Here is a 3,326-nt window from a genome sequence, read left to right as displayed (position 1 = left end):
CCGCTGCCTGCATTGAGCGTGCTACTGCCGGACACGGCCAATGCGCCGCTCTGGCTGATCGCGCCGTTGTTGCTGGTCGCCGCCAGGTTGCCACCCACCGTGCCGCTGCCCAGGTTCAGTGCACCTGTGCTGATGGCCGTCAGCGCCCCCGTAGCCAACGTGCCCAGTGTCAACGCGTTCGCATCGGTGATCTGCGTGGTACCGCCGGTCAGATTCACCGCACCGGTGAAGTCGTTGCCGCTGTTCGCCAGCGTGATCGCGCCGCCACCGCTGTTGAGGCTCGCCGCACCGGCCGCTGCCGACTGCACGATGGCCGTGCCCGCCGCCTGCGTGATGCCCACCGCCTGCACGCCCAGCGTTCCCGTGCCGACACTGACGTTGCCCAGGATCAGCCCATTGGCGTCCCGGATCGACACGTTGTTCGCGCCGCTGTTGCTTAAGCCCACCGCGCCGGTGAAGTTGTTGCCCGCGTCGGTCAGCGTGATCGCGTTGGCGCCCGCACCAAGACTGCTGCTCCCCGTCACGCTGAGGGCACCGGTCTGACTGATGGCACCCGCTGCCGTCGTCGACAGGTTGCCGCCCACCGTCGTCGCGCCAAAACTGGTCGCAGCGGCATTCGTGGTCAGGTTGTTGCTCGATCCGCTGACCGCAAGATTGCTACCCGCCGTGAGAACGGCGTCGCCGACTGTCGTCAAGTCCGCCGTCAATGCATTCATGTCGGTCAGCGTGATGCTGCCGCCGCTGGCCGTCACGGTGCCGGCGAAGTCGTTGCCGGCCGAAGCCAGGCTTACCGCACCGCCACCGCCGGAGATGCTGCTGGTGCTGCCGGCAGTGATACCGCCGGCTGTCTGTGAGATGCCGCCCGTGCTGCTCGCCAGGGTCAACGTGCCCGAGGCATTGATGAAGTTATTCAACGTCAAGCCGCTGGTGCCGGTCAGCGTGACGTTGTTGCCGCTGAGATCGCCCTGGGTCGTCAGGCTCGTGCCCGAGGACAGGGTGAGATTGCCGCTCCCGGTGTCGATGGCGGTGATCGTCGGCGCCAGCGTGAGCTGGCCGCTGGCCACCAGCGACACGTCCTTGTTCGACGCACTCGTGAACCCGACCATGTCGAGCGCCGTGGCGTCGGTGATCCGAATCGCCTGGCCGCTGGCCGTGACCGGCCCGGTGAAGTCGTTGCCCACATTGGTCAGGGTCAGGTCGCCCGCACCGGCATCGAGCGTCACCGCCCCGCCACCGGCCGCCTGCACGATGGCGCCGGTCTGGCTGATCCCGGTCGCCGTCAGGGTCAGCGCCCCGCTGCCGATCGTCGATGCCCCCAGCACCAGTGCGCCCGCATCGCTGACCGCCACGTCGTTCGCGCCGCTGTTGCTCAGGCTCACCGCACCGGTGAAGTCGTTGCCCGCATCGGTCAGCGTGATCGTGCCGCTGCCTGCGTTGAAACTCGATGCGCCGGCCACCGTGAAGGCGCCACCTTGCGCGATGCCACCCGCCGTGGTGGTCACCGCAAGTCCGCCGCTGCCGATGTTCAATGCGTTGGCATTGAAGGTTCCGCTATGGGTAACCAGACTGGTGAGGGCACCGTTGGCGCCATTGCCAAGCGCACCAGTGAACGTCACCGCGCCGGTGCCGGCGTTGACGGTGAGCGCCCGCTTGGTCGCCGTGGCGTTGTCCACCGTGCTGCCGAAGGACACTGCGCCGTTGACGGTCGCAAGTGTCATGTCGGCGCCTAGCGCCACCGCATCGTTGTAGGCCTGCGCACCGCTGGTAGCGACGTTGCCGCCCAGCATGGTGCTTCCGCCGGTATCCGTGGTCAGACTGGTCAGTACTGTCGTGCCGCCGACCGCACCACCGAAGCTGGTGGTGCCACCGGTGTTCACCGTCAGCGCGTACGCACCATTGACGGTCGAGTCGAAACCGATGTTGCCGCTGCCCGAGCTGGCGAGGACCGTGTCGGCACCCAGCGTCACCGCGCTGTGATAGGCCTGCGCACCGCTGGTGCTCACGTTGCCGTCGATCACGATGCCGCCGCCGGCCGTCAGATCCAGCCCGCCAATCGTTACGCCTGCCAGCGGCACCGTCAGGGTGGCCGCGGCATTGGAGTAGTTCAACGTCAGGATGCCGGCCACGTTGGCCGGTAGCGTCAGGGCGCCGGGACTGGCGACCGTGTTCTTCAGCGACAGGTTGTTGACCCCCGCGCCGATGCCGGCGGCAAACGTCACTCCCCCCAGCAAACTGTTGTTCTGGCTGCCCAGGTTGATGTCTTGCGTGGTTCCTGGCGCGATGCTGTTCTGGGTGAACGTGGCCGCGCCCGCCACCGTCAATGCACCGTTCTGGCTCAGGGCACCGTTGCTGCCCACGTCCAGAGTGCCGGTAGCCGTCGTCGTGCCCAGGATCGTCGCCGTGCTGTTCACCAGGCTCACGTTGCCGCCGGCCAGGCTCACCGCACCGGTAAAGACATTGCCGGCATTGGTCAGCGTGATCGCGTTCGCTCCTGCATTGAAGCTCGATGTCCCGGCGACCTTGAACGCACCACCTTGCGTGATGCCAGCCGCCGCCGTCGTCGTCACGGACAGGCCGGAAAGTGCGCCGTTGAGGCCACCACCCAGCGCGCCGCCGAACGTCACCGCACCGCTTCCAGCGCTCACCGTCAGCTTCCGCGCCGTGACGCTGACGTTGTCCACCGTGCTGCCGAAGGTGACGTTGCTGTCCGTCGTGGCCAGCGTGGCATCGGCGCCCAACGTCACCACGTCGTTGTAGGCCTGTGCCCCGCTGGTGGTGACGTTGCCGCCCAACATGGTGCTGCCGCCGGTATCCGTGGTCAGGCTGGTCAGCGCCGTCGTGCCGCCGACCGCATCGCCGAAACTGGTGGTACCACCCGTGTTTACCGTCAGTGCATGCGCGCCATCAACCTTGGAACCGAAGCCGATGGCACCGATGCCGCTGCTTGCCAGCGTCGAGTTGACGCCCAGCGTCACCGCGCCGCTGTAGGTCTGGCTGCCGCTGGTGCTCACACTGGCGGTATTGAGGTTCGTCGTGCCGCTGACCTGCAGCGCGTTCACGCCCGACACCGGTCCGGCCAGTACCGCATTGCCGGTCACCGTCAGGTTGTTTCCAGCCCCGGTCACGGCCGCCAGGCTGACCGTCGTTCCGGTCAGCGTTGCATTGGCGCCCAGGGTCATCGCGTCGCCGTAGGTTTGCGTGCCGGCGGTGGTGACGACACCACCCAACACGGTGCTGCCGCCGACATTCGTGGTCAGGCTCGCTGCCTGCACCGCCGCGTTGAAGCTGGTGGTTCCTGTGCTGTTGACAGCGAGCGTCCCCAGCGC

The 3,326-nt window shown here is 67.3% G+C and carries 1 protein-coding gene; it reads right to left on the bottom strand.

The window, feature by feature from the left end; genetic code table 11:
* Positions 1-3,326, bottom strand: a 3,326-nt coding sequence (locus ABIE04_RS17725; protein WP_436410401.1) for a beta strand repeat-containing protein, incomplete at both ends; no start/stop codon positions are given.

The organism is Rhodanobacter soli (assembly GCF_040548735.1).
In the GTDB taxonomy this organism is placed as follows: Bacteria; Pseudomonadota; Gammaproteobacteria; order Xanthomonadales; family Rhodanobacteraceae; genus Rhodanobacter; species Rhodanobacter soli_A.
Note: the sequence above shows the minus strand (reverse complement) of the source record. Positions and strands in the feature narration are given on the sequence as shown.